This window comes from uncultured Sphingomonas sp., assembly GCF_964021865.1.
Taxonomy (GTDB): domain Bacteria; phylum Pseudomonadota; class Alphaproteobacteria; order Sphingomonadales; family Sphingomonadaceae; genus Sphingomonas.
This window is the reverse complement of sequence record NZ_CAXIAM010000049.1, coordinates 1-24,318: the sequence shown is the minus strand read 5'-3', so window position 1 is coordinate 24,318 and position 24,318 is coordinate 1. Positions and strand designations below refer to the sequence as shown.

The following is a 24,318-nucleotide window of genomic DNA, read 5'->3' as shown; positions in this document are numbered from 1 at the left end:
TTGGGCGTCAGTGGATATTACGGCACACGGCCACGGCGGTCCCGCCACCCGCCCTCTTCGCGGTCCGATGTAATCCGATGAGCGACAAGACCAGCTTGCGCGCCGCTGCGCGTGCCGCCCGCGCCGCCTTCGTCGCCGCGCCGCATCCGCCGATCCGTGTCGATGCGCGGTTCGTGGCCCTTCTCTCGCCGAGGATGATCGTGGCAAGCTACGTGCCGATCGGCAGCGAGGCCGACCCCGCACCGCTGGAGCAAGCCGCGCTGGCGGCGGGATGCACGCTCGCGCTGCCGCATGTCGTTGACCGGGCAACGCCGCTGTCGTTCCTGCGCTGGACCCCGGGCAGCACCTTGCAGAGCGGCCCATTCGGGTTGCGCCAGCCAGAGCATGATGACACGCCGGTTGCCCCCGATGTGGTGCTGACCCCGCTGGTCGCGTTTGACCGCGCGCTCAACCGGCTGGGTCAAGGCGCAGGGCATTATGACCGTGCATTCGAGACCTTCCCGCAGGCATTGCGGATCGGGGTGGCATGGAGCGTGCAGCGGATCGACGGGTTGAGCGCCGATCCTTGGGACGTGCCGCTGCACGCCGTCGCGACCGAATTGGAGTGGATCACCGCATGACACCTTCATGGCGCAAGCCCGCTGGGATGCTGATCATCCTGCTGCTGATTTCGGTGTGGTGCGTGGGCATCGCCTCGCTTTCCGCGACGGTCGGCCGGTGGCACGGGGCGGTGCAGTTACTGTTCTATGTCGTGACCGGGATCATCTGGATCGCGCCGCTCAAACCCTTGCTCCGCTGGATGGAGACAGGCCGCTGGCGCTGAGTTTACAGCCACTGACAAGTGGCGCGAGTGACGGGGCTCGAACCCGCGACCTCCGGCGTGACAGGCCGGCGCTCTAACCAACTGAGCTACACCCGCATTCCTGTACGCGTCAGAAGGAACAAAGGACATATTGCCCCCGATATCCGCCTGTTTCGCGTCATCTCACAACCACGATACGCCCGTCCCCGAAAGGGATGGCGCGAGTGACGGGGCTCGAACCCGCGACCTCCGGCGTGACAGGCCGGCGCTCTAACCAACTGAGCTACACCCGCTTGTAGAAGCGTGAGGCGCGCCAACTAGGCGGCACGCCCTACCCTGTCAACGACTATCGGCGACTTTTTCGACGACGGCGATCTGCTCCTCCTGTCCGCGCATCAGCGTGCCGTCCTCGAACAGGAAACCGGCGATGTCGGGGCGGCCGGCGGCGGACAGGATCGTCTGGACGATGATGAGGATCGGCACCGCCAGCAGCGCGCCGACCGTGCCCCAAACCCAGCCCCAGAAGCTGATAGAAATGAGGATCATGACCGGATTGATGGTCAGACGATGCCCGACGATCAGCGGGGTCACGACATTGGCCTCGATCAGATGCGCGCCGTACATGATCGCCGGGGCCGACAGCGCGGTCCATACGTCGGAAAAGGTCATCAGCCCGCCGATCGCGAGCAGCAAGGCAGCAACGACTGGCCCGAAGTAGGGCACGTAGTTGAGCAGCGTCACGATTCCGCCCCACATCAGCGGAAACGGCATCCCCAGCAGGTGGAGCGCACCTGCGACCACGGCGCCGAGTGCGATGTTGATGATGGTGATCGTGCCGAGATACGATGACACGGCATCGACCATCTCCTGCAGCACTCTGGCGGTCGTCATCGCGCCGCCGAAGCTGGCCCGGCCGGTGATCATGCGCTCGCGCATCCGGGTCCAGCCGGACAGGAAGAAGAACGCGACCAGGATCGCATAGAAGGTCTGGACGATCACCGCCGGTGCCGACGTCGCGGCCAATTCGACGATCGAACTCGGTGGCGCGACCGCGGCGGTTGCCGAGGGCTTGACCGGCGTGGTCGCGATCTGGCGCAGTGTGCGGTTCGCGTAGCGCTCGAGACTGGAATAGAGATCGAGGATCGGGGCTAGATTGGCCTGGATGCGGTGGATGCGGCTGGGCAACAGCCGGAAGAACTCCGTCGCGGGCACGACGATCGCCGCCAGCGCCACATTCGCGATCACGAGAAACAGGATCACACACAGCAGCGCCGCAATCGGTGACGGCAACCGACGACGCTCAAGCCACTCCAGCAAGGGGATCAGCGCCAGTGAGACAACCAGCGCAATGGCGGTTGGCATGAAGAACTCAGCCCCCGCCTGCAACGCGAACGGCAGCCCGAGCATCAGCCCTATCCCGGCCGTCAACGTCAGCCCGGCGAGCAGGCGGTCGCGCCGCATCGGCGGGTCGATGCCGGCCGCGGTGGGTGCCGGGATGAAGGGCTCGGCGGACGAAGGCTGATCGGGCATATCCATCACCTACGGCCATTTATCGCCCATGGCCAAGCGCCTTTGCGTTGCGATCAGTCGTCGCGGTTCCAGGTGCCCGTTTCCAGGTAGAGATAGTCGGGGTCGAACTCGCCCAGGCGGGCCAGCCGGTCGTGGTCGGTGATCCGCACCACCCCGCGCGCGAATTCGGCCATTCCGCCTTCGCGCAGACGCCGCAACATGCGGTTGACGTGCACGCTGGTGAGCCCCAGCGCCTCGCCGAGATCCTGTTGCGTCAACGCGAAATCGAAGGCGTTGCCATCCGCGGCCCCGACGGCGCGCAGCCGGTGATAGGTCTCGAGCAGAAAATGCGCCAGCCGCCCCGCCGCATCGAGCCGTCCGATCCGAAAAATCCACTCCCGGTGAAGTGCGGCGTCGAGCAGCGTCGAGCGCCAGAGCAGCCGTGCCAGATGCGGGTGCTCGATCAGGATCTTGTCGATACGCGCATGGGGGATGATGGCGATGCGCGCCTCCGTCAGCGTACCGACGTCATGATCGAGCCGACGCAACGGGTATCCGTGCAGGTCGACGAAATCACCGGTCAGTTGCAGCGCCACCAATTGCCGGAAACCGTCGCGTGCATCCATGTAGCGGCACATCACGCCATCGAGCAGCAAGGTGCTGTACGACACCGCTTCGCCACGGCGAGTGACGATCCGGCGTGCCGGCAATTGCTCGACCCGTTCGACCGCGCTTTCGAGAACGTCCTTTTCTGCCTCGGTCAATCCGGCGCGGCCGCGCCCGCGTAGAAAATCCTTCGTCACGCGCATCGAAGAGCGAACCCCCATTCTTGTCGGTGCAGGATTAGGCGGGGAAGCGGCGCATCGACAAGCCCGGCAGCGATAGTCGGGCCGGTTCGTGCAAAGACGATTGCATTCCGCCCTGTCCACGCGATAATTCGAAACAACGGTATGCCAAAATCCAGGAGAGCGATCCCCCATGACGTCGCATAGCATCGAACAATCGGGGCCGATCCGCGTCGACCGGGACGGCGATATCCTCCAAATTACCAGCGATTCGCCGCCCGTGAACGCGCTTGGTGCGGCAGTGCGCGACGGATTGGCGGCCGCGGTGAAGGCCGGTGTCGCAGATTCGAGCATCGCCGCGATCGTGATCCGCTGCGACGGGCGCACCTTCTTCGCGGGTGCCGATATCAGCGAATTCGGCAAGCCGCTGCAGGGCATTCCGCTGCCGACGCTGGTCGACCTGATCGAAGCAAGCCCGAAGCCGGTCGTCGCCGCGATCCACGGCACCGCGCTGGGCGGCGGGTGCGAGGTGGCGCTGGGATGCCACTACCGCGTCGCTGTCCCCTCAGCGAAGCTGGGCACGCCCGAGGTGAAGCTGGGGCTGCTGCCCGGCGCGGGCGGCACGCAGCGGCTGCCGCGGCTGGTGGGGGTCAAGGCGGCGCTGGAGATGATCGTGCTCGGCAATCCCGTATCGGCGCAGGCCGCGGCGGACATGGGGCTGATCGACAAGGTCGCCGGCGAGGACACACTGGCCGCCGACGCGCTCGCGTTTGCGCGCGAGGTGGCGGGCAAGCGCCCGATCCCGCGCGTCCGCGATCGCACGGTCGCCCCCGACCCGGCGGCGGTCGAGGCATTCCGCAAGGCGCACGGCCGCAAGCTGCGCGGGTTCGACGCGCCCGAGGCGTGCATCACCTGCGTGGTCGCCGCGACCGAACGTCCGTTCGAGGACGGGCTGGCGGTCGAGCGCGAACAGTTCATGGCGCTGATGACCGGCACGCAATCGGCGGCGCAGCGGCATCTGTTCTTCGCCGAGCGCAAGGCCGCGAAGATCGACGACATCGACTCCGCCATCCCGCTGCGCCCGATCCGGCGCGTCGGCGTGATCGGCGCCGGCACGATGGGCGGCGGGATCGCGATGAATTTCCTGTCGGCGGGCGTGCCGGTGACGATCGTAGAAATGCAGCAGGACGCGCTCGACCGCGGCACCGGGGTGATGCGGCGCAATTACGAGGCGAGCGCCGCCAAGGGCCGCCTGCCCGCCGATGCGCCCGACAAGGCGATGGGGTTGCTGTCCCCCACCCTGTCGCTCGACGACCTTGGCGACTGCGACCTTATCATCGAGGCGGTTTATGAGGACATGGGCGTCAAGAAGGACATCTTCACCAGGCTCGACGCGATCGCGAAGCCGGGCGCGATCCTGGCAAGCAACACCAGCTACCTCAACATCGACGAGATCGCGGCGGTGACCGGACGGCCGGGCGACGTGCTGGGAATGCACTTCTTCTCGCCGGCCAATGTCATGAAATTGCTGGAGGTGGTCCGCGGCAGGGAGACTGCGCCCGATGTGCTGGCGACGGTGATGGCGCTCGCCAAGAAAATCCGCAAGGTCGCGGTGGTCGCGGGCGTGTGCGACGGGTTCATCGGCAACCGGATGCTGATGCCGCGGCAGGTGGAGGCCAACAAGCTGTTGATGGAAGGCGCGACCCCCGAGCAGATCGACCGCGTGCATGTCGCGTTCGGGATGCCGATGGGGCCGTTCCAGATGGCCGATCTCGCCGGGGTCGACATCGGCTGGCATCGCGATCCCTCGCGGATCGAGAACATCCGCGACGCGCTGGCCGCCGAGGGGCGCTGGGGGCAGAAGAAGGGGGCGGGCTTCTACGATTACGACGAGAAGCGGAACCCGACCCCGTCGCCGCGCGTGGCCGAGATCATCGACGAGTTCCGCGCCAAGGAGGGCGCGACCCCGCGCGAGATCAGCGACGAGGAGATCGTCGCGCGCACGCTTTACACGATGGTCAACGAGGGCGCGCTGATCCTTGAGGAAGGCATGGCGCAGCGTGCGTCGGATATCGATGTCGTGTGGGTCTATGGCTATGGCTGGCCGGTCTATCGCGGCGGCCCGATGTTCTGGGCGCAGAGCGAGGGAGTCGACAAGGTGGTCGCCGGGCTGGAACGCTATGGCTTCGCGGTCGCGAAGGGGCTCAAGACCGGGGAGGCGTTCAAGTGAGCGATCTCGATACCTTTCGCAACGAAACCCGCACGTGGCTGGAGGCGAATTGCCCCGCCGAGATGCGCGCGCCGATCGTGTCCGAAAAGGACGTGGTGTGGGGTGGGCGCGACCAGTCGCGGCTGACCGCGCCGCAGAAGACGTGGCTCGACCGGATGGCGGCGCGCGGCTGGACCGTCCCCGACTGGCCGAAGGACTATGGCGGCGGCGGGCTGAGCGCGGCGGAGACAAAGGTGCTGCGCGAGGAAATGGCGCGCATCAAGGCGCGCAATCCACTCAACAGCTTCGGCATTTCCATGTTGGGGCCGGCGCTGCTGAAATACGGCAGCGAGTCGCAGAAGCTGGAGCATCTGCCCAAGATCGCGCGTGGCGAGATCCGCTGGTGCCAGGGCTATTCGGAACCCAATGCCGGGTCGGACCTCGCCAGCCTTGCGACGAGCGCCGAGGATGCCGGCGATCATTTCGTCGTCAACGGGCAGAAGGTGTGGACCAGCTATGCCGATCAGGCCGACTGGATCTTCTGTCTGGTGCGTACCGACAAGACGACCAAGCAGGGCGGGATCAGCTTCGTGCTGTTCGACATGGCCTCGCCCGGCGTGTCGACCAAGCCGATCCTGCTCATCAGCGGCTATTCGCCGTTCTGCGAGACGTTCTTCGACGATGTGAAGGTGCCCAAGGCCAATCTGGTCGGCGAACTCAACAAGGGTTGGGACGTCGCCAAATATCTGCTCGGGCATGAGCGCGAGATGATCTCGGGCATGGGGCTGTCGGGCGGCGGCGATGCGTTGGTCGAGGGCGCGCTGGCGACGGTGGGCGTGGACGCCGAAGGACGGCTCGCCGATCCGCTGCTGCGTGCGCAGATTGCGGCGTATGAGGTGCGCGCGCTGGCGTTTGCGGCGCAGAGCGAACGGTTCATCGACGAACTGAAGGCCGGACAGGCGCATCCCGCGCAGCCGAGCATGATGAAATATTACGGTACCGAGCTGAACAAGGCGCGTCACGAGCTGGCGATGGCGGCGGGCGGGTCGGACGCGGTCGAATGGGAGAGCGAGCGCTCGGGCGGCGGGCGCGCGGCGCGGGCGTGGTTGCGGACCAAGGCAAATTCGGTTGAGGGCGGGACGAGCGAGATCCAGCTGAACATTGTGGCGAAGCGAATTTTGGAGTTGCCGGGGTGATCGCCCGCTCCCCGCCCGGACGGGCGATACCGCCGCGCTCGTCATTGCGAGCGCAGCGAAGCAATCCAGCGCCGGATCAGGACGCCCTGGATTGCCGCGCTTCGCTCGCAATGACGGAGCCGACCTAACGTCGCGATGATTCGCGAAGACGGACCCTGCCGGGCGGCGGGGACATGGAGGATGCGATGCCGCTTTTCCTGAACGACGAACAGACGATGCTGCGCGACACCGCGCGTGATTTCGTGAGCGAGAACGCGCCGGTCGGGCATTTGCGGCGACTGCGCGACAGTGACGATGCGATTGGGTTCGATCGCGGGCTGTGGAAGCAGTTCGCCGAGATGGGGTTTACCGGCATCCTGATCGGCGAGGAGGCCGGCGGGCTTGGGCTCGGGCATGTCGAGGCGGGCGTGGTGCTGGAGGAGATCGGGCGCAACCTGTCGCCGTCGCCGTTCCTCTCCACCGCCGTCGCGGCGGTCGCAGCGCTCGACGGCACTGCGCAGGCGGCGCGCTGGTTCCCCGGCATCCTGTCGGGCGAAACGGTGGCGGCGCTGGCGATCGACGAGGGGCCGAAACATCGCGACCGTGTCGCATTGCGCGCGGAGCGGTCCGGCAACGGCTTCCGGTTGAGCGGCGCCAAGCAATTCGTGACGCACGGCCATGTCGCCGACCTGCTGATCGTCGCGGCGCGCACCGCCGGGAGCGACGAGGATGCCGAGGGCGTGACGTTGTTCGCGGTACCCGCCGATACCGCCGGATTGACCGCGACGCCCGAGCGGCTTGCCGACAGCAGCATCGCGGCACGAATGACGTTCGAGGGCGTGGCGGTTGATGCCGATGCGGTGATCGGCGAGGTGGATGCCGGGCGCGCGCCGCTCGACCGATTGTTGCGCGCCGGGCGGACGGGCGCGTCGGCCGAACTGCTCGGCGTCGGCGGCGGGGCGATGGACATGACGGTCGGCTATCTCAAGCAGCGCAAGCAGTTCGGCGCGCTGATCGGCAGCTTCCAGGCGCTCCAGCATCGTGCCGCGCATCTTTATGCCGAAATGGAAGTGGCGCGGGCTGCGGTGCTGAAGGCGCAGCAGTTGCTGGACGCGGGCGATGCGGCGGTGGATCAGGCGGTGTCGGTGGCCAAGGCGATGACGGGGCTTGCCACGACGCTGTCGGTGCAGGAAGGCGTGCAGATGCACGGCGGAATCGGGATGACCGACGAATATGACATCGGCTTCTTCATGAAGCGTGCGCGGGTGCTCGCCGAAATGTTCGGCGACGCGAACTTCCATGCCGACCGCGTGGCACGTGGGCGCGGCTATTGAGCGACGCGCCCTCCGCTGCGGCCCCCTCGCCGGCCGAACTGGTGGCCGATCTGGTCGATCTGCTCGACGTCGAGGAGATCGACACCGATCTGTACCGCGGGCGGCGCTCGACCGGCGGGGTCGGGCGCGTGTTCGGCGGGCAGGTGATCGCGCAGGCCCTGCAGGCGGCACAGCGCTCGGCGGGCGAGACCGACAAGGTGGCGCATTCGCTCCACGCCTATTTCATGCGCGCGGGGTCGGAGGAGCATCCGATCATCTACCGTGTGGTGCGGGATTTCGAGGGGCGCAGCTTCGCGACGCGGCGTGTGATCGCGATGCAGAAGGGCACGCCGATCCTCAACATGGCCGCCTCGTTCCAGCGTGCCGAGGACGGGCTGTCGCATCAGGATGCAATGCCCGACGTGCCGCCACCGGAAGCGTTGCAGGACGAACAGACGCTGCGCGCGGCGGTGGCGGACAAGATCCCGCCGCAACTGCGCGACCAACTGCTCCGCCCGCGCGCGATCGAATATCGCCCGGTGACGCCGCGGCACTGGACCGAGCCCACCCCTGCCCCGCCGGTGCATCATTACTGGTTCCGCGCGGTCGCGCCGGTCGGCGACGATCCGGCGATGCACCGCGCGGTGCTCGCTTATGCCAGCGACATGATGCTGCTAGGGACGTGCATGTTGCCGCACGGCGTGACGTGGATCACGCCCGGGATGCAGACCGCCAGCCTCGACCATGCCTTGTGGCTGCACGAACCGGCGCGGACCGACGACTGGCTGCTCTACACGATGGACAGCCCGTGGGCGGGGCACGGCCGCGGCATGAACCGCGGCCGCATCTTCACCGCCGACGGGCGACTGGTGGCGAGCGTCGCGCAGGAGGGGCTGGCGCGGATGCGAACGGACGCAAATCGGGGAGGTAGCCGGCGCGCTTGAGGAAGGCGCGGAGCGATGCCGGGAAGTCGGCGAAGTGCGTCACGTGACCGGCAGGGCATTGATGGTCTTTCCACTGCGATACGGGAACGTCGCATGGCTCCCACAGGTCTTCGCCCGGTTCGTAATGCTTCAGCATCGCGGACCATGCGGCGGCCAGCCGACCGGCTCGCGCGGCATCGGCGACATAGGTGGCGCAGGCACCGTTGCGATAGCGGTTGGTCGAAAGGCAGACCGGCCCCCACCGCACCATGTCGGCCAGGAAGACCGCACGCAGCGCCGGATCGCGGCTCTCGTCCACGATCCGGCCGCCCTTGACGGTGACTATCAACGGCGGGCGAGGCGTGCAGGCGTTGCAACCGAACACGTGGGCGAAGGCGGGATCCTGCAGCACCAGATCGACTTCGCCGTCGCCAGAAACATCACGCGGGCCGTCTTCGAGTGCTCCCTGAAGCCCGATCCCCGCCGCCTGTGACGTCGCAGGCAGATAGCCACCTCGCGTCGGTACGAGCAGCTGGAGCGTCATATCGCCGCCCGAGCCGCCCGACTGGCTCTCGATGATGACGCCCGGGCGCCGATCGCTACTGCGGAGCCGGGCCACGGCGATGCGGGCATAAGCGCCCGCAGGGTCCGTCTTCACCGTGATCGGCGCAACGCCTGGCGCGGTAATGGTGACCTGCGCCTGGTTGTTATAATGGTCCCAACTGCACGAATTGTCTCCGAGCGGATGTGCCGGGCACTGCAGCGGAGCGACCGCGATGGTGATCCCGCCGGAGGTGAAATTCAGTGGAGCCTTGGTCCACGATCGCCATTCCTGAAAACGGCCGGTCGGGACATCGGCGGGAGCTGACCCGATCAGCAACGCCGAACTCGCCAGTGTCACGATCCGCATGTCGCATCATCCCGCAAGGAGATCCCGCGTTAGAATGTGCCGCGTCACCGTCGGCTGCAATCCGATCCGCCGCGTCCCGATCATTCCGGGTCAATGACTGCCAAGGATCACCCCGGTTCGTGGATCGGGCAGCGGTTGACGCGCTGGCGGTAGTCGGCGGAGTGGCGATACGTGTCGCGGCGCGCGCGGTTGATGTTGCCGAGCGGCTGGTGCGCGGCGAGGCCGGTCCAGATGCTGAAGCGCAGATGGTCGTTGACCTGCGCGACGCGCGCCTCGTCCCAGCTGTCCTGCGCGGCGGTGCGGATCGTGGCGACGCGCAAGAAGGGGGCTTCCGCCTCGTCCCATTCGACTGTCGCGTCCTCGACCGGCTGGCGCGCGAGATCGCGGGCGAGCTGGACGCGGAACTCCCATTCGCCGGGGATCGACCGCAGCTCGTCGCGGACGGTGTGGCGGATCGCATCGCGGTCGCCCGCGGTGTCGATGATCGCGCCGGTGCGCTCGGTGAGCCCGGGGGCGATCGGCGCGAGGCTGAACTTGGCGATATGGTCACCGTAGCGGAACGGGGTGGCGCTGTAATAGGTCTCGCCAACGGGATCGACGTTCGGCGCGCCACCCAGCGTGTTGATCGTTGCGCTCTCGATGCCGACCGCGCCCAGCGCGCTGCTGACGCCGCGCAGCACCGCGGACAGCGCCTTCTTGGCGCCCTCCGCCTTGCCGGTGGTGCGCGCGAGCAGCTTGAGGTTGCCGAGGAACGCGTCCGCAGTCTTTGCCTGGAAGGCGGTGGCGTTGACCATGATGAAGTCCTGCGCGCGGCCCTCCGCGCCCGGCAGTCGTTCGCCGTCGACGTCGAAGACCTTGATCGCGAGGCCGCGCGGCAGCGAGATCGCGTCGTCGAGGATGTCGCCGGGGTTGGTGGAGAAGCGCATCAGCACCCTGTGCTCGCCGGGGGTCGCAAACAGGCCCTGCGCCAACTCGGGCGGCAGATCGGCGTCGATGGTCAGCGTGCCTTCGAGGATCGCGTGCGCCTTGGCATGGACCGCGCGGACGGCGTGGCCGTAATCCTCGGCGGTGGTGTCGAGGACGATGTCGAACTGTTCGTTGAGCTGCGCGATCGTCGCGGCTTCGTCGGGCTGCGGTTGCTCGATGTCGGGGGTGTAGAGGACGGGGGCGGGCATCGGGCGGTTCTCCTGTGGGTGGAGGGTCAACCCAGGTTAGCCGCGCGCGTTCCCGTCAGACCGCGGTCTTGCCATACTCCTGTCGCGTCACCGGGTGGCTGGACGACAGGCCGCCGTCCGCCGCGAGCGCCTGCCCGTTGACGTAGCTCGCGTCATCGCTGGCGAGGAACAGCGCCACGCGCGCCAGTTCCTCCGCTTTCGCGCCGCGGCGCAGCGGGTTGAGGCGGCCGATGCGGTCGAGCTTGCCGGCATCGCGGGCGTAGTCGAAGGTCGGTTGCGTCATGCCGGTTTCGGTGAGACCGGGACAGAGCGCGTTGACGCGGACGCCCGAGCCGGACAATTGCTGCGCGGCGGTGGTCGCGAGATTGATGACCCCGGCCTTGGAGGCCGAATAGGCGGGCGAGCCCGCGCCCGAGCGCAGCCCGGCGACGCTGGCGGTCAGCACGATCGCGCCGCCGCCGCGGGCGGCGATCACCGGGGCGGCGTGCTTCACCGCAAGCCACGGGCCGATCAGATTGACGCGCAGCACCTCCGAGAACAACGCGACATCGGTATCGAAGATGTTCGCCATCCCGCCCGAGATGCCGGCGTTGGCGAACATCACGTCGAGGTCGCCGAAGCGATCGACCGCGAGCGCGACGGTGCGTGCGACATCGTCTTCGTCGCCGGCGTCCATGCGGATCGCCGCCGCGATGCCACCCGCGGCGGTGATCGCCTGCGCGGTTTCCTCCGCCTGATCGGTGACGTCGGCGACGACCACCTGCCCGCCCTCGACCGCGAACAGCAACGCCGCCGCGCGACCGATCCCCGAGCCGGCGCCGGTGACGACGATCGACTTGCCCGCAAAACGCATCATGCTCCCGCCCGCTCGGCGAAATGCCAGGCGGCGTCGACCAGCCCGCCCATCCGTGCCGCGGTCTCGTGCGCGCGCGGATTGGCGGCGGTGCCGGTGACGATCCGTTTCTTGATGCCCTGGACGATCCCGGCGAGGCGGAAGAGGTTGAAGGCAAAATACCAGTCGAGCGCGATCGGCGCGCTGCGCCCGGTGCGCGCGCAATAGCGCTCCAGCATCTCGGCCATGTCGGGAATGCCGGTTGCCGCGCCGGTGCGGCCGAGCACGCCCGAGCGGCCTTCGGGTTCGGTCACCCAGCTCATCAGGAAATAGGTGAGATCGGCGACCGGATCGCCGAGCGTCGACAATTCCCAATCGAGCACCGCCGCCACGCGCGGCTCGGTGCCCGGCGCGAAGCGGAGATTGTCGACGCGATAGTCGCCGTGGACGATGCTGGTCCGCTCCTGCGCGGGAACGGTGCGCGGCAGGAAGTCGATCAGCCGTTCCATCAGCGGCATCGGCTCGGTCTCCGCACCGCGATATTGCCTGGTCCAGCGCGCGACCTGCCGCTCGAAATAATTGCCGGGGCGGCCGTAATCCTCCAGCCCGATCGCGACATGATCGGTGTTGTGGAGATCGGCAAGCGTGTCGATCATCGCTTCGTAATGCGCGCGGCGCTGGTCGGGGGTGAGATCGGGCATCGTCCCATCCCAGATCGTCCGCCCCTCGATCATCGCCATGACGTAGAACGCCGAGCCGATCACCGCATCGTCCATGCACAGGCCATAAGTTCGCGGCACCGGGAAGCCGGTCGGGTGGAGCGCGGCAATCACGCGATATTCGCGGTCGACCTGATGCGCCGACGGCAGCAGCGCGCCGACCGGCTTGCGGCGCAGCACGTAGCTGCCGCGTTCGGTGTCGACACGATAGGTCGGGTTCGACTGCCCGCCCTCCAGCCGTTGCTCGCCGGTGATCGCGCCCGCACCGGGGACGTGCGCGGCCAGCCAGTCGCCCAGCCGCGCGGTGTCGAGATCGCTCATGCGTATTTGCCGAACTCGTGCCGGGCGATCGCGCGGGCGTGGACTTCATCGGGGCCGTCGGCGAAGCGCAAGGTCCGCATCGACGCCCAGGCGTGCGCGAGGTCGAAGTCGCTCGACACGCCCGCGCCGCCGTGCGCCTGCACCGCATCGTCGAGGATGCGCAGCGCCATGTTCGGCGCCTGCACCTTGATCATCGCGATTTCCTGTTGCGCGGCCTTGTTGCCGGCCTTGTCCATCATGTCTGCGGCCTTGAGGCAGAGCAGCCGGGTCATCTCGATGTCGATCCGCGCGCGCGCGATCCGCTCTTCCCAGACGCTATGGTCGGCGATGCGCTTGCCGAAGGCGGTGCGGGCCACGAGCCGGCGCGCCATTGCCTCGATCGCACCCTCCGCGACGCCGATCGTACGCATGCAATGGTGGATGCGCCCCGGCCCGAGCCGGCCCTGCGCGATCTCGAACCCCCTGCCCTCACCGAGCAGCATGTTGTCGACCGGCACACGCACGTCGGTGAAGCTGACCTCTCCGTGGCCATGCGGGGCATGATCGTAGCCGTAGACCGACAGCATCCGCTCGATCCGCACCCCCGGCGTGTCGAGCGGGACCAGCACCATACTCTGTTGTTTATGCCGGGCCGCACCAGTGTCGGTCTTGCCCATCAGGATACCGATCCGGCACCGCGGGTCACCGATCCCCGACGACCACCATTTGCGGCCATTGATGACGTAATGATCGCCGTCGCGGTCGATGCGTGTCTCGATATTCGTGGCGTCGGAAGAAGCGACCGCGGGTTCGGTCATCAGGAAGACCGAGCGGATCTCTCCGTTCATCAGCGGACGCAGCCATTCCTCCTTCTGCGCCAGCGTGCCGTAGCGGTGCAGCACCTCCATGTTGCCGGTATCGGGCGCGGAGCAGTTGAAGCATTCGCTCGCCCAGTCGATGCGCCCCATCTCCTCGGCGCACAGCGCATATTCGAGGTTCGAGAGCTGCGTCCCCTCGAACGCGAACGTGTCGTCGACATGGGTTTGCCCCGAGTGCGGCGGCATGAAGAAATTCCACAGCCCGGCGGCCTTCGCTCGCGCCTTCACGTCTTCGATCACGGGCAGCACCTGCCAGCGATCGCCGTCATGATGCTGGCGATCATGCTCGGCACGGCGGGGCGCGATCTCGCGGGCGATGAAATCGCGTACCCGATCGCGGAAATGCGTCTCGCGCTCGCTCAGGGTAAAATCCACCGCGCTTCCTCTCCGTGGCTGTCGGCTGCGTGATGTAGGCCATACCCGATGTTCGGTAAAGCCGCTGATCGCGCCGTTGACGGCCGTCGAAGAAAAGGACTGCATCTTCGAAAGGAGCCATGCTAACGCTACGTCATGGGGGAAATGACAACCGAGGAAACCGGCAGCACGCGGCGCTTTCGCGAGAAGCGTCAGGCGATCCTTGCCGCCGCTGCCGATGCGATCAACGAGCAGAGCGCGAAGGGCATGACCTTTGCCGACGTCGCGCGCCGTGTCGGATTGAACACGACCAGCGTGACCTATTATTTCAAGCGCAAGGAGGAACTGGCCGCCGCCGCGTTCGAGCAGACGCTCGACAGCCTGATGGCGATGCTCGACGATGCCGGGCGCGAGCCGACGCCGCAGGCGCGGGTCGCGCGGATGGTGACGCTGAACGTCGAGCGGCTGATGCGGATCGAGCGCGGCGAGGAACGCGCGCTGGCGGTGCTGTCCGATTTGCGTGCGATGGACGAGCCGATGCGCGCGACGTTGATGAACCGTTGGCGCGAGGTGTTCCGCCGGACGCGCGCGCTGTGGGGCAGCGGGCTGTCACGCGAGGCGACCGATCTGGCCGGCGCGCGGGCGCATGTATTGCTGGAGAACATCTTCTGGCTGCCGTTGTGGTTGCCACGCTACGAGGTCGACCAATATCCGCGCGCGGCGGCGCGGCTGACCGCTTTGCTCCGCGACGGACTGGCGGTGGACGGCGCGGGCTGGAATCCGGCGACGGTTGCGCTGCCGCATGACGATCCGGTGCCGGGGCGCGAGGCGTTCCTGCTGGCGGCGACGCGGCTGATCAACGAATTGGGGTATCGCGGTGCCTCGGTGCAGCGGATCGCGTCGGAGCTGAACGTCACCAAGGGCAGCTTCTACCATCATCTCGACGCCAAGGACGATCTGGTCGTCGCCTGCTATCGCCGCAGCTTCGACACGATCGCGGCGGCGCAGCGGCTGGCCGACGAACGCGGCGGGACGCATTGGCAGCGGCTGTGCGATACGGTCGCGACGCTGGTGGCGGTGCAATTCTCGGAACGCGATTCGCTGCTGCGCACCACCGCGCTGAGCGGGCTGCCGGCGGGCGAGCGTCAGCAGATGATCGATCGTTCGACGCGCATCGCGCGGCGCTTTGCGGGGACGATGATGGACGGGATCGCGGAGGACACGGTGCGCCCGGTCGACAGCCTGATCGCATCGCAGGCGCTGATGGGGATGCTCAACGCCGCATTCGACATGCGCAAATGGGCGTGGAGCATGGATCGTGACCGCGCGATCCGCCATTATGCCTCGACGCTGATGTTCGGGATGTTCGACGATCGCGCGCTGGCGGGGTGAAGTGGGGCATCAAGCCCCCTCCCGTTCACGGGAGGGTTGGGGTGGGGCCTGTCCACGAGCGCCGGGCGTGTGCAACTGCCCCACCCCCGGCCCCTTCCCCTGAAGGGGAAGGGGGGATCGCCGTTCTCAGACCGGCGTGCCGAACGCCTGGACGAGCGCCGTGATCGCGACCTGGTTATGCGGGCCGCGGCGGCGGGTGAATTCGCGTACCGAGCAGCCGAGAAACAGATGGCTGTCGCGCAGGAAGTGCGACCGGTCCCAATAGCCCGCCGCCTCGAGTGCGGCCGGGCCACCCTCCGGGTCGGTCAGCACCGTCGTCACGGCGCGCAGGAAGCGGGTACGGCGCAGCAACAGTTTCGGCGTGAAACCGAAGTTGAAGCGCGTCAACGCCGCCAGCGCGCGGGGCGACATGTCGAGCGCCTCCGCCACCGTCTCGATCCGCGTCGTGGCGGGATCGCGCAGCATTTCGCACAGGATCTCGATGCGGGGATCGGCGGGCGGGCGGCGATCGAGCCGCGCCTCCAGCCACGATTCGAACGCCACGTGGAACGGCTGATCGCCCTCCAGCGCCTCGCGCAGCATGGCTGCGCCCGGATCGATCTCGTCGAGCGCGATCACGCGATTGGCGTAACGGGAGACGTCGCCGCCGAAAATCTGCGCCCAGCCCAACGGTTGCAGCCCGACGCCGACCAGTTCGCCGCCGTGGCAGGTGAGATAGCCGGCATAGCTGGTGGGGCCGGTCAGCGCGACCGCGGGCATCGGATCGATATGGCGGCTGCCCAGTTTCAGCGACCACGACGGGCTGTCGTGCAACGAAACGCGAATCGTCGCGACGCTGGGAAAAAAGGCGTCGCGCATCTCGCGCGTCGGGCAGACCGGCGCGGCGAACCGATGATAGCCGGTGACGTAGCGCGCCAGCCGCTCGCCAGGCGGAACATAGCGCACGTCGACCATTGCCGCCCCGTTGTCTTTCCCCGTCACGTCGCCCCCCAGCAACTGCTTGCCGCAGGTTCATAATCTTTTGTTGCGGCGCTGCAAGCTTGTGTCGCTTTTCAGCATCGTTTCGGCGCGGTTTGGGGAACGCACCAAAGCGCCGGTGCGATAAGCGTCGCGCCGCACACAGGAGTTGCAAGCGATGATCGACCTTCATTACTGGCCGACCCCGAACGGGCACAAAGTTCTGATCTTCCTTGAGGAAGCGGGACTCGAGCACCGGATCCTCCCCGTCAATATCGGGGCCGGTGAGCAGTTCAGGCCCGAATTCCTCTCGATTTCGCCGAACAACCGGATGCCCGCGATCGTCGACCACGCCCCCACCGACGGCGGCGCGCCGATCAGCGTGTTCGAGAGCGGGGCGATCCTGCTCTACCTCGCGCACAAGACCGGATCGTTCGGCGGGCGCGATCCGCGCGCGCATGTCGACGTGCTGCAATGGCTGATGTGGCAGATGGGCGGGCTCGGCCCGATGCTGGGGCAGAACCACCATTTCACGCGCTTCGCCCCCGAAAAGGTGCCGTATGCGATCGATCGCTACGTCAAGGAGACGACGCGGCTGTACGGCGTGCTCGACCGGCAGCTCGAGGGGCGGACGTTTGTGACCGGCGAGGATTTCACGGTCGCCGACATGGCGTGCCATCCGTGGATTCTTCCCGAGGCGCAGGGGCAGGACATGGCGAACTTCCCCAATGTCGCGCGGTGGCAGGCGACGGTCGCAGCGCGTCCGGCGGTGGCGCGCGCCTATGAGCGCGGCAAGGCGGTTGCGCCGCCCAAGTAATCCGGCCGATTGATACAAGTCGCGACAGTTTCGCCCCGCGCCCGACATGTTCCCGCGACGCCCCGGCGGCACAATGCGCTGACCGGGGCGCTGCTCGCCCGCTGGGGATGAAGGGGAAATGCGATGAAGACGTGGATGACTGCCGCTGCGCTGGGCGCTGCGATGCTGGGCGGGCTTGGCGCCGCCAGCGTGCAAGCGCAAACTCCGCCGCCCTCTCCCTCGCCCGCGCCGATGCAGACCGCGGACGCCGATGGCGATGGCGATGGCGACCGCGTGGTGACGCGCGACGAGGCTGCCGCCGATGCCGACCGAAGGTTTGCGGCGATGGACGCCAACCATGACGGCAAGCTGACCCGCGACGAGCGGCGCGCGTGGCGCGCGCAACGCCGTGCGCCGCCGCCCGGCGACCGCATGGGTGGTGCGGAGCGCCGTCCACGGCGCGACATGGAGCAGACGCAGGCCGCGTTCCGCGACGGCGCGCTCAAGCGTTTCGACCGGATCGACACCAACCACGACGGGCGGATCGACGCAAAGGAACGCGAGGCGATGATGCTGATGATGCGCGCACGCCGCGTCGGGCACGATCGCCCGCACGAGGGCGACATGCCGCCGGCGGATCCCGCCGCCCCGACCGGCTGACCTCTTCCCGCAAGACGACGATTGTGTCAGGTGCCATGATCATGGGCGAAATGCCGCACCTCCTGCTGGTCGATGACGAGCGGTCGATCCGCGAGCCGTTGGCCAGCTATCTGACCAAGCAGGGCTTTCGCGTGACCCAGGCGGGTGACGCGGAGGCGGCGCGCACCCGGCTGGCGGCCTATGCGATCGACCTGATCGTGCTCGACATCATGATGCCGGGCGAGGACGGGCTGTCGCTGTGCCGCCACGTCCGCGCGACCGGCGAGACGCCGGTGATCCTGCTGACCGCCAAGAGCGAGGAGACCGACCGGATCGTCGGGCTGGAGATGGGTGCGGACGATTATGTCGTTAAGCCCTTCTCACCGCGTGAATTGGCGGCGCGGATCAAGACCGTGCTGCGGCGCACCGCGGGCGGCGGCGGGGTGCGGCACCATGCGCCGGAGAGCGGCTCCTATGCCTTTGCCGGCTGGGTGCTGAAGACCGGCGAGCGCGCGCTGGTCGACCGCGAGGGCGTCTCGGTGCCGCTGTCGACCGGAGAATACAATCTTCTTTTGGCGCTGGTGCAGCGTCCGCGGCAGGTTTTGACGCGCGATCAGCTGCTCGATCTCACGCAGGGACGCGAAGCCGCCGCATTCGACCGCGCGATCGACAATCAGGTCAGCCGCCTGCGCCGCAAGATCGAACCCGACCCCAAGAACCCCGAGATCATCAAGACCGTGTGGGGCGGCGGCTATGCGCTGTCGACGGACGTGACGCGGCTGTGAAGTGGCGGATGCCGTGGCCGCGCAGTCTGGCGGGGCAGATGGCGTTGCTGGTCGCGCTGGCGCTGTTCATGGCGCAGGCGATCAATCTGGCATTGTTGCTGCGCGAGCGGGGCGCGGTGCGGATGGCGCAGATCACGCGCCCGGCCGCCTATCGCATCGCCGATGCGCTCGATCAGGAGGCGGCGGGGCGGCCGGTGGTCGCCGATCGCGGGCGCGTCCGGCTGGTGCCGCAAGACCCGATCACGCGCGCAATGGTCGCGCAGCCCGCGGTCGCGCGCGAATTGACGAGCCAGCTCGCCGACATGGGCGTGCGGGTAGCGGCGGTCGACGTCGCGATCGCCAAGCCGTGGCAATATCGTATCCCGCTCAGCCGTTTCGAGCGGCGGATGGCGGCGCGTGCGGCGCGTGAGGACGAGCCGCGCGACTCGATCGTGATCGCGGTGAAGCGCACCGACGGGCGCTGGATGGCGCTGGCCGCCGGGCTGCCGCGCGACGACCTGCGGCTGTTCTGGCGACTGCTGGGGCAGACGTTGATCCTGTACGTGGTGGTGCTGGCGCCGGTGTTGTGGGTCGCGCGGCGGATTTCGCGTCCGCTGCGCGAGCTGGCGGAAGCCGCACGCGGATATTCGCCCACCGCAAAGCCCGAACCGCTGGAGGAAAGCGGTCCCCCGGACGTCTGCGCGGTGATCGCCGCCTTCAACGCGCTGCGGCTGCGCGTGACCGCAATGCTCGATGAGAAGGACCGGATGCTCGGCGCGATCGGGCATGACCTGCGCACCCCGCTCGCCGCGCTGCGCGTGCGGATCGAATCGGTCGAGGACGATCAGGATCGCCTGCGGATGGCGGACACGATCGCCGAGATGAACCGCACGCTCGACGACATCCTGTCGCTGGCCCGGCTTGGCCGTCCGAGTGAGCCGGAGACCGAGGTCGATCTGGCGGCACTGGTCGACGCAGTGGTCGAGGATTTCCGCGATCTGGGCGAGGCGGTGACTTTCGAGGAAGCGGACCGGCTGCGGATGCGACTGCGCCCGTCGCTGATCCGGCGCGCGGTGCGCAACCTGATCGAGAATGCGGTGAAATATGCCGGGGCGGCAGAGGTATCGCTGGCGTCGGACGCACGAATGGCGGCGATCATGGTCGCGGATCGCGGCCCGGGCATCCCGCCCGAGCGGCTGGATCAGGTGTTCGATCCGTTCTTCCGGCTGGAAAGCTCGCGCAACCGGCACACCGGGGGGATCGGGCTAGGACTCGCGCTGGCGCGGGCGATCGTCGAGGAAGCGGGCGGGCGGATCGTGCTGTCGGCACGCGACGGTGGCGGGTTGGTGGCGACGATCACGTTGCCGCGGGGGTAATGCCCTTCCCGTCATCGCGATGACGGTTAAGTAAGCACCATCCGTTCGTCCTGAGCCTGTCAAAGGGCGTGCGTGCGGCACGTGCTTCGACAAGCTCAGCACGAACGGGTGATGGTTACACCCGTTCGGGAGCGGAGGTTACCGCAGCGCCTGAGCGACCAGCTTGTGCAGCTTGTTGTGCAGCGCGTCGTTCGCGGCGAGGAATTCGTTGCGCTCGATCGCGCGGTCGCCGCCGCGGAAGTCGGTGACGTAGCCGCCGGCTTCCTTGACCAGCAGCATCCCCGCCGCGACGTCCCACAGCTTCAGGTCGCTCTCCCAATAGCCGTCGAACCGGCCCGCCGCGACCCATGCGAGGTCGAGCGCCGCAGCACCCAGCCGGCGGATGCCCGCGACCTGCGGGGCGACCGCGCCGAAGATGCGCGTCCACTGCACGAAATCACCGTGGCCCATGAACGGGATGCCGGTCGCGATCAGTGCCTCCGACGTTTCGCGCCGCGACGACACGCGCAGCCGCTGATCCTGCAACCATGCGCCCCGGCCCTTTTCGGCCCAGAAGCTCTCGTCGGTCAGCGGTTGATAGACCAAAGCGGTCGTAATCTCGCGCTTGCCGTTCGGCATCGGCTCCTCGACCGCGATCGAGATGCAGAAATGCGGAATGCCGTGGAGGAAGTTCGACGTGCCGTCGAGCGGGTCGATGATGAAGCGCGGCTTGTTTGGATCGCCCTCGATCGTGCCGCCTTCTTCCATGACGAAGCCCCAGTCGGGGCGCGCCTTCGACAGTTCGTCGTAAAGCGTCCGCTCGCAACGCTGGTCGGCCTGGCTGACGAAATCGGCCGGCCCCTTGCGGCTGACCTGAAGGTGCTGAACCTCGTTGAAGTCGCGACGCAGCCGCGGCGCGGCCTTGCGCGCCGCGCGTTCGATGACGGTGAACAGGCCGGAATGGGATGGCATTTGTCTGACTCCTCCCTCCCATTAAGGGCGGGGATCGGGGTGGGTATAGTCCGGGTGGTACGGTTTCCGCTGCGGGTGCGTCCGCCGTATCGCGAGCACGCTACCCCTCACCCCAGCCCTCTCCCCAAGCGGAGAGGGAGTTTCTGGCTGGCCCGCCGCGGGCAAAGCCCGCGTCGTCGGACGCGCGTCGCGCGCCGGCCGGGCGGCCGCCTGTGCGAATAGCTCTCGCTATTCGTCTCAGTCGGCGCGCCGAACGTACGTCTGTTCATAGACGTCAACGACGATCCGCGTGCCGCTCGAAATATGCGGCGGCACCATCACGCGCACGCCATTGTCGAGGATCGCGGGCTTGTAGCTCGACGAGGCGGTCTGCCCCTTCACCACCGCATCGGCCTCGACGATCGTCGCCTCGATCGTGTCGGGCAGCTGCACGCTGATCGACTCTTCGTCGTGAAGCTCCATGACGACGTCCATGCCATCCTGCAGGAAGGCGGCGGCGTCGCCGAGCAAGTCGCGCGGCAGCGTCACCTGGTCGTAGGTTTCCTTGTCCATGAAGACCAGCCCGTCGCCCTCGGCGAACAGGAACTGGAAGTCCTTGGTATCGAGGCGGACGCGCTCGACCGTTTCGGCGGAGCGGAAGCGGACGTTGTTCTTGCGGCCGTCGCGCAGGTTCTTCAGCTCGACCTGCATGTACGCGCCGCCCTTGCCGGGCTGCGTGTGCTGGATCTTGACCGCGCGCCAGATGCCGCCTTCGTACTCGATGATGTTGCCGGGACGGATGTCCACGCCGCTGATCTTCATGGGGCTTCGCCTGTGTAAAAAGAGCCGCGGCGCCGGCGGTAATCCGCGGGCGCCGATCGCGGCGGCTTAGCGGCTGGGGCGCGTTTCGGCAAGAAGCGGAAAGGGATCGACCGCCTGCCCCTCCGACCAGCCCTGTGCCGGCGTGGTGCGCAAGACCGAGAAATGGAGGTGCGGTGCGGCGGCATCGGCGTTGCCGGTCGCACCGACCGTCGCGATCGGCTCGCCGCGGCGGACGACCTGCCCTTCCGTCAGCCCGTCACGATAACCGTCAAGATGCGCGTAATAATACATGGTCGCGCCATCGGTGGAGCGGATGTAGATCGTGCGGCCGCCCGCGGCGCTGTCGAACAATTTGTCGACGCGGCCATCGGCGGCGGCGAGCACAGGCGTGCCGCGCGGCGCCATGATGTCGATCGCTTCGTGGTGACGCGCGCCGCCGTCGCGCGGCTGGCCGAAGGTATCGACCAGCGCGTCGCGCGTCACGCCGGCCACCGGGACCAGCAACGCCTCGCCGCTCGCCGCTGGCGAGGCGGGTAAGGTCGGCGTGGCGACCGGCGCGCGCGAGCCGATCGATACCATCGAGGCGAAGCCCGCCCCAAGCAGCAGGATGATCGCGAGGATCGACCAGCCGAGCTTCGTCATATCAGGCTTGGAACAGCACCGGGGTTCCCCCCTTCACCATCATCGCCACGCGCGCGGCATCCCAGTTGGTCAGGCGAACGCAGCCGTTCGACTGCGCGCGGCCGATCTGTTCCGGCTCGCTGGTGCCGTGGATGCCATAATGTTCCTTGCTGAGATCGATCCACACCACGCCGACCGGGTTGTTCGGGCCGGGCGGGATGATCTGTGCCTCCTTGCTGTCGGGCACGCCCTTGAGGATCTTCGGGTTCATCTTCCAGTCGGGATTGGGCGAGACATGCAGCACCTTCCAGTTGCCGAGCGGCAGCGGATCGCGCGACGAGCCGATCGTCGCGGTATATTGCGCAACCAGATGCCCGTTGCCGTCGAGCACGCGCAGGATGCCGTCGGACTTGTCGACGACGATCTTCGCAGCCTTTGGCACCGCGGCCTCGACGTTGAGCGAGGCGAGCGTCGCACGCCATGCCGACGTCGCATCGGCGGGATAGGCGCGCGAGGTCGGGAAGGTATTGGGCACGGTGATCTTCGAGCCGACGCCGATCGTGGTGACGCCGGGGTTCAACTCGGCGAGCACCTTGGGCGTGGTGTGGAAACGCTCGGCGAGTTTTTCGAGCGGGCGGCTGTACGCCATCGACGACAGCTTGGCCTTCTCCGCATAATCTTCCGGCATCTGCGGCACATACGGCCCGCGCATCGCGGCAGCGTCCAGCGTCACCTGCATCGTCGGCTGGACGTTGCCGAAGCGGCGCAGCGCGTCGAGCGTCGCGGCATCGGGCTTGCCGGTCACCCGGAGGCCGCGGCTTTCCTGGAAGCCCTTCAGCGCATTGGTGAGCGATTGCCCGCCGCGCCCATCGATCACACCGGGGCCGAAACCGAGCTTGTCGAGCACGACCTGCATCCGCAGCACTGCGGGGTCGAGCGGCGGGGTCGCGCCGTTCTGCGCCGGGGCGGCGGCGGTGAGCGTCAGGGCGAGGACGCTGACGATGACGGGGGCGATACGCTTCACAGGCACCTCTCGTATTTCGGTGCCGTAACAACGCGCTTTGCCGCGTCGGGGTCCGTCAGCCCTTCAGCACCGCATCGAAGGCGCGGATCGCGGCGGCCTCGTCCCCGCCCCATACCGCGTGGCTGGCGGCGATGAAGTCCGCCCCCGCCGCGATCAAGGGCGCGGCATTGTCGGGGGTGATCCCGCCGATCGCGACCGAGGGCAGTTCGAACAAGGCGTGCCACCACGACAGGATCACCGGCTCGGGATGGTGCTTCACCGCCTTGGTGGTGGTCGGATAGAAGCTGCCGAACGCGACATAGTCCGCCCCCGCCTCGCCCGCTTCCATCGCGAGATGGCGGCTGTCGTGGCAAGTGACGCCGATCTGCACCGCGGGGCCGAGCACGTCGCGCGCCTCGCGCGGGTCGCCGTCCTCCTGCCCGAGATGCACGCCGTCCGCGCCGAGCCGCTTGGCGAGACTGACCGAATCGTTGACGATGAACGCGACCTCGCGGTCGGCGCAGATGCGCTGGAGCGGCTCGGCGAGGCGCGCGGCGGTGTGCTGGTCGATGTCCTTGACGCGGAACTGGAAGGCGGCGACCGGGCCGGCGTCGAGCGCGTTCTTCAGGCGATCGGGGAAGGCGCCGGTCACGTCGAGCGGCGAGATCAGGTAGAGCTGGCACGGCGGACGGCGATCGTCGCGCTTGAAGTTGGCGGCGAAATCAGGGTCGAGCGGGCCTAGCGGGTCTTCAGTCATCCGCGCCGGTTAGCGGGTTTGGCGGGGGGACGGAAGGTTTGGTTCACGCGAAGGCGCGAAGACGCGAGGAAGGTAGAAGGGTTGTTCGCGTCTTCGCGGCTTCGCGCGAACCAAAGAAGCGGGCGACCGCTTTACGCCGCCCGCTCCGTCGACTTATTCCGCGCCCTTGTAGATCGACACCAGCTTGTCGAGCATCGCGAGTGCCTCGCCGCGCTCGCGCTGGAAGGTGTTGCGGCCGATGATCGAGCCGTTGCCGCCGCCCGCGAGGATGTCACGCGCGTCCTGATAGACCGCATCGGTGCCCTTGGCCGCGCCGCCCGAGAACACGACGATCCGGCGACCCGCGAAGCTCGACTGGACGCCCGGGCGGCCGCGGT

24 protein-coding genes, 2 tRNA genes and 1 pseudogene are annotated in these 24,318 nt (G+C 67.7%); 11 read left to right on the top strand and 16 right to left on the bottom strand.

Translation table 11 applies throughout. The features are described from left to right. Positions 1–77: 77 nt before the first annotated feature. A complete protein-coding gene (locus tag AADI75_RS12570) occupies positions 78–620 on the top strand; it encodes a 5-formyltetrahydrofolate cyclo-ligase (protein ID WP_341209361.1) in 543 nt (180 codons plus the stop codon). Then, positions 617–823, top strand: coding sequence for a DUF2842 domain-containing protein (locus tag AADI75_RS12565; protein ID WP_341209360.1), 207 nt, complete (start codon positions 617–619; stop codon positions 821–823). Before AADI75_RS12570 ends, AADI75_RS12565 begins: the two co-directional genes overlap by 4 nt. 19 nt (positions 824–842) lie before the next feature. Here AADI75_RS12565 and AADI75_RS12560 read toward each other — a convergent pair. From AADI75_RS12560 to AADI75_RS12545, 4 genes are all read right to left on the bottom strand, one after another. Continuing rightward, positions 843–919 (bottom strand) — tRNA-Asp (locus AADI75_RS12560). A gap of 99 nt (positions 920–1,018) precedes the next feature. Then, positions 1,019–1,095 (bottom strand) — tRNA-Asp (locus tag AADI75_RS12555). A gap of 46 nt (positions 1,096–1,141) precedes the next feature. Continuing rightward, on the bottom strand, positions 1,142–2,332 hold the full coding sequence (locus AADI75_RS12550; protein WP_341209359.1) for an AI-2E family transporter: 1,191 nt from the start codon (positions 2,330–2,332) through the stop codon (positions 1,142–1,144). Positions 2,333–2,385: 53 nt separating this feature from the next. Further along, on the bottom strand, positions 2,386–3,120 hold the full coding sequence (locus AADI75_RS12545; RefSeq protein ID WP_341209358.1) for a Crp/Fnr family transcriptional regulator: 735 nt from the start codon (positions 3,118–3,120) through the stop codon (positions 2,386–2,388). 169 nt (positions 3,121–3,289) lie between these two features. Between AADI75_RS12545 and AADI75_RS12540 the strand changes: the two genes are divergently transcribed. The 4 genes from AADI75_RS12540 to AADI75_RS12525 all read left to right on the top strand — a co-directional run bounded on the left by AADI75_RS12540 (position 3,290) and on the right by AADI75_RS12525 (position 8,737). Beyond that, positions 3,290–5,326 carry a 3-hydroxyacyl-CoA dehydrogenase NAD-binding domain-containing protein gene (locus AADI75_RS12540; RefSeq protein ID WP_341209357.1) on the top strand — a complete coding sequence of 679 codons (2,037 nt, stop codon included), beginning with the start codon at positions 3,290–3,292 and terminating at the stop codon, positions 5,324–5,326. Next, positions 5,323–6,501, top strand: coding sequence for an acyl-CoA dehydrogenase family protein (locus AADI75_RS12535; RefSeq protein ID WP_341209356.1), 1,179 nt, complete (start codon positions 5,323–5,325; stop codon positions 6,499–6,501). Before AADI75_RS12540 ends, AADI75_RS12535 begins: the two co-directional genes overlap by 4 nt. Positions 6,502–6,686: 185 nt before the next feature. Next, a complete protein-coding gene (locus AADI75_RS12530; protein WP_341209355.1) occupies positions 6,687–7,814 on the top strand; it encodes an acyl-CoA dehydrogenase in 1,128 nt (375 codons plus the stop codon). Continuing rightward, complete coding sequence (locus tag AADI75_RS12525) at positions 7,811–8,737, top strand: acyl-CoA thioesterase II (protein WP_341209354.1); 927 nt, start codon at positions 7,811–7,813, stop codon at positions 8,735–8,737. The genes AADI75_RS12530 and AADI75_RS12525 overlap by 4 nt, the downstream gene beginning before the upstream one ends. Here AADI75_RS12525 and AADI75_RS12520 read toward each other — a convergent pair. The 5 genes from AADI75_RS12520 to AADI75_RS12500 all read right to left on the bottom strand — a co-directional run bounded on the left by AADI75_RS12520 (position 8,643) and on the right by AADI75_RS12500 (position 13,905). After that, positions 8,643–9,626 carry a hypothetical protein gene (locus AADI75_RS12520; protein ID WP_341209353.1) on the bottom strand — a complete coding sequence of 328 codons (984 nt, stop codon included), beginning with the start codon at positions 9,624–9,626 and terminating at the stop codon, positions 8,643–8,645. The two genes, AADI75_RS12525 and AADI75_RS12520, sit on opposite strands and share 95 nt — an antisense overlap. 107 nt (positions 9,627–9,733) lie before the next feature. After that, positions 9,734–10,801, bottom strand: a complete 1,068-nt coding sequence (locus AADI75_RS12515; RefSeq protein ID WP_341209352.1) for a catalase family protein — start codon at positions 10,799–10,801, stop codon at positions 9,734–9,736. A 55-nt stretch (positions 10,802–10,856) separates the two neighbouring features. Beyond that, positions 10,857–11,657: an SDR family oxidoreductase gene (locus AADI75_RS12510; RefSeq protein WP_341209351.1), complete on the bottom strand. Its 801-nt coding sequence runs from the start codon at positions 11,655–11,657 to the stop codon at positions 10,857–10,859. Continuing rightward, complete coding sequence (locus tag AADI75_RS12505) at positions 11,654–12,673, bottom strand: phosphotransferase family protein (RefSeq protein WP_341209350.1); 1,020 nt, start codon at positions 12,671–12,673, stop codon at positions 11,654–11,656. Before AADI75_RS12505 ends, AADI75_RS12510 begins: the two co-directional genes overlap by 4 nt. Beyond that, positions 12,670–13,905 (bottom strand): acyl-CoA dehydrogenase family protein, encoded by a 1,236-nt coding sequence (locus tag AADI75_RS12500; protein ID WP_341209349.1) that lies wholly within the window; start codon positions 13,903–13,905, stop codon positions 12,670–12,672. Before AADI75_RS12500 ends, AADI75_RS12505 begins: the two co-directional genes overlap by 4 nt. 135 nt (positions 13,906–14,040) lie before the next feature. Between AADI75_RS12500 and AADI75_RS12495 the strand changes: the two genes are divergently transcribed. Next, positions 14,041–15,276, top strand: a complete 1,236-nt coding sequence (locus AADI75_RS12495) for a TetR/AcrR family transcriptional regulator (protein WP_341209348.1) — start codon at positions 14,041–14,043, stop codon at positions 15,274–15,276. 126 nt (positions 15,277–15,402) lie between these two features. Here AADI75_RS12495 and AADI75_RS12490 read toward each other — a convergent pair whose 3' ends face one another. Further along, positions 15,403–16,257 carry a helix-turn-helix domain-containing protein gene (locus tag AADI75_RS12490; RefSeq protein ID WP_341209347.1) on the bottom strand — a complete coding sequence of 285 codons (855 nt, stop codon included), beginning with the start codon at positions 16,255–16,257 and terminating at the stop codon, positions 15,403–15,405. Positions 16,258–16,411: 154 nt separating this feature from the next. Here AADI75_RS12490 and AADI75_RS12485 point away from each other — a divergent pair, with 154 nt between their 5' ends. The 4 genes from AADI75_RS12485 to AADI75_RS12470 all read left to right on the top strand — a co-directional run bounded on the left by AADI75_RS12485 (position 16,412) and on the right by AADI75_RS12470 (position 19,808). Continuing rightward, on the top strand, positions 16,412–17,050 hold the full coding sequence (locus tag AADI75_RS12485) for a glutathione S-transferase N-terminal domain-containing protein (RefSeq protein ID WP_341209346.1): 639 nt from the start codon (positions 16,412–16,414) through the stop codon (positions 17,048–17,050). Positions 17,051–17,173: 123 nt separating this feature from the next. Further along, on the top strand, positions 17,174–17,689 hold the full coding sequence (locus tag AADI75_RS12480; protein ID WP_341209345.1) for a ca2+ sensor protein: 516 nt from the start codon (positions 17,174–17,176) through the stop codon (positions 17,687–17,689). A gap of 41 nt (positions 17,690–17,730) precedes the next feature. Then, positions 17,731–18,453: a response regulator gene (locus tag AADI75_RS12475; protein WP_028966399.1), complete on the top strand. Its 723-nt coding sequence runs from the start codon at positions 17,731–17,733 to the stop codon at positions 18,451–18,453. 8 nt (positions 18,454–18,461) lie between these two features. After that, the gene (locus tag AADI75_RS12470; RefSeq protein WP_341209344.1) at positions 18,462–19,808 is read left to right on the top strand and encodes a HAMP domain-containing sensor histidine kinase; all 1,347 of its coding nucleotides are present in this window, start codon (positions 18,462–18,464) and stop codon (positions 19,806–19,808) included. A 138-nt stretch (positions 19,809–19,946) separates the two neighbouring features. On the opposite strand, the gene AADI75_RS12465 is transcribed toward AADI75_RS12470, so the two are convergent. From AADI75_RS12465 to AADI75_RS12440, 6 genes and pseudogenes are all read right to left on the bottom strand, one after another. Next, positions 19,947–20,759 (bottom strand): inositol monophosphatase family protein, encoded by an 813-nt coding sequence (locus AADI75_RS12465; RefSeq protein WP_341209343.1) that lies wholly within the window; start codon positions 20,757–20,759, stop codon positions 19,947–19,949. 237 nt (positions 20,760–20,996) lie between these two features. Further along, positions 20,997–21,560: an elongation factor P gene (efp, locus tag AADI75_RS12460; protein WP_341209342.1), complete on the bottom strand. Its 564-nt coding sequence runs from the start codon at positions 21,558–21,560 to the stop codon at positions 20,997–20,999. Positions 21,561–21,626: 66 nt separating this feature from the next. Beyond that, positions 21,627–22,202: a M23 family metallopeptidase gene (locus AADI75_RS12455; RefSeq protein WP_341209341.1), complete on the bottom strand. Its 576-nt coding sequence runs from the start codon at positions 22,200–22,202 to the stop codon at positions 21,627–21,629. 1 nt (position 22,203) lies between these two features. Next, positions 22,204–23,205, bottom strand: coding sequence for a L,D-transpeptidase (locus AADI75_RS12450; protein ID WP_341209340.1), 1,002 nt, complete (start codon positions 23,203–23,205; stop codon positions 22,204–22,206). Between the two features lie 55 nt (positions 23,206–23,260). Next, positions 23,261–23,941 (bottom strand): thiamine phosphate synthase, encoded by a 681-nt coding sequence (gene thiE / locus AADI75_RS12445; RefSeq protein WP_341209339.1) that lies wholly within the window; start codon positions 23,939–23,941, stop codon positions 23,261–23,263. A 153-nt stretch (positions 23,942–24,094) separates the two neighbouring features. After that, a pseudogene (locus AADI75_RS12440) lies at positions 24,095–24,318 on the bottom strand (fructose-bisphosphate aldolase); the annotation flags it as partial.